A 1,257-nucleotide genomic window follows, 5' to 3' on the forward strand; every position below is an offset into this window, starting at 1 on the left:
GTCTTTATAGCTGCGACTATTTGAAACAGGGTTGTGGATCCGTGTGTTGATCCGCTTTTTTCATCGAGCACTGAGCCAATGGTGACTCCTTTGGCGTAGGACTGGCGATCCGCATTTCCGGATTTTGATGGGGTCAAGCGACTGCAAAAAAAGGCAGGTCACATCGACGCGAAACTTAACACCCTCACGTTAAATTCGCGTGAACTCTGTATACCGTCTAGCTATTTCCTCGTTCTCTTTCGTCAATATGTGCTTAATTGTTTCGTCATCAACGACGTTGGAATTGAACAGAGCATATGAAAACGCCCCTCGCAGGCCACCTGCGTCGGTTGCTCTGCATGACAACTCAATCTCGTTGAGACGCCCAGGCATTAGCAGTTTGAACAGCGCATCAAAATCCTCTTGCCGCGCCGCCTCCATGCCTAATGGAACCATGCTGCAACCCGCCTCGTGATCTTGCTCTGTGATGTAGCCGCGTGTGGAAAGTACTTCGACGAAGCGTTCAAAATTGAGGTCCCCTCTACGCACGAAAGCGATCAACGATAGACTTGGTGCGAAGCTCATGCGGTAGTCCCCCTTAATTCACCGAAGCCACAAACACCCACTCCGCATAAGTCTCCTTGTCCTGAAAATCCCGGTACTGAATCGGGAACTCTCTTTTCTTGAAGACGCTCTGCGTGGAGCGACTGTGCACCCCCAAGATGCCGTCCGCACCTTGAACAATCACCCAGTCGACTTCGCCCGTCATGGGGTCTGGATACAGGCGACGCAGGTGACGCACAGGCGCAGTAAAACGTTTGTCCTCCAGCAGATCGTCGAGTGAGCGCGGCAAAGACTGGCTTTTCCCCGCTGGCACACTGCTGTAGTAAGACTTGATTGCGCGGCGGTACTGGTCTCCCACGAACAGCAGCTCGGTCTCTTTGGCGCGCTGGGTGTGGGTGCGCTGCAGTTCCACCATGGCCGATGCACCCAAGGTAGTCAGCAGCAGAAAAATCAGCACCGCGAGCAACACCAGACCTGACTGCGAGGCCAAAGCCTTGCGCGGGCGGGTGGCTTTTGTCATGGCTGAACGAGTCCCGTCACCAAGCGCTGTAAGCCGACCCGTCCAGCGCGCGCTGGGACGACTTCGAGGAGACATCGAACACGTCCGCACCCGGTTGCGGTGCTTCAGCGCTGCTGCTGTAGGCGCGGGTGTTCCATGTCTGCACATCGCTAAGGGCCGGATCTTCGGCGAAAGGGTCACGCGGAATCCTGCGC

General features: G+C 55.5%; 2 protein-coding genes. Both read right to left on the minus strand.

Features of this window, described 5'->3' with window-relative positions; genetic code table 11:
• Window positions 1–189 precede the first annotated feature (189 nt).
• Complete coding sequence (locus AC1DWI_RS23635; RefSeq protein WP_477670771.1) at window positions 190–564, minus strand: hypothetical protein; 375 nt, start codon at window positions 562–564, stop codon at window positions 190–192.
• Between the two features lie 13 nt (window positions 565–577).
• The gene (locus AC1DWI_RS23640; protein ID WP_477670770.1) at window positions 578–1,063 is read right to left on the minus strand and encodes a type II secretion system protein; all 486 of its coding nucleotides are present in this window, start codon (window positions 1,061–1,063) and stop codon (window positions 578–580) included.
• Between the last annotated feature and the right edge of the window lie 194 nt (window positions 1,064–1,257).

Source organism: Polaromonas sp. P3_C2 (assembly GCF_056402675.1).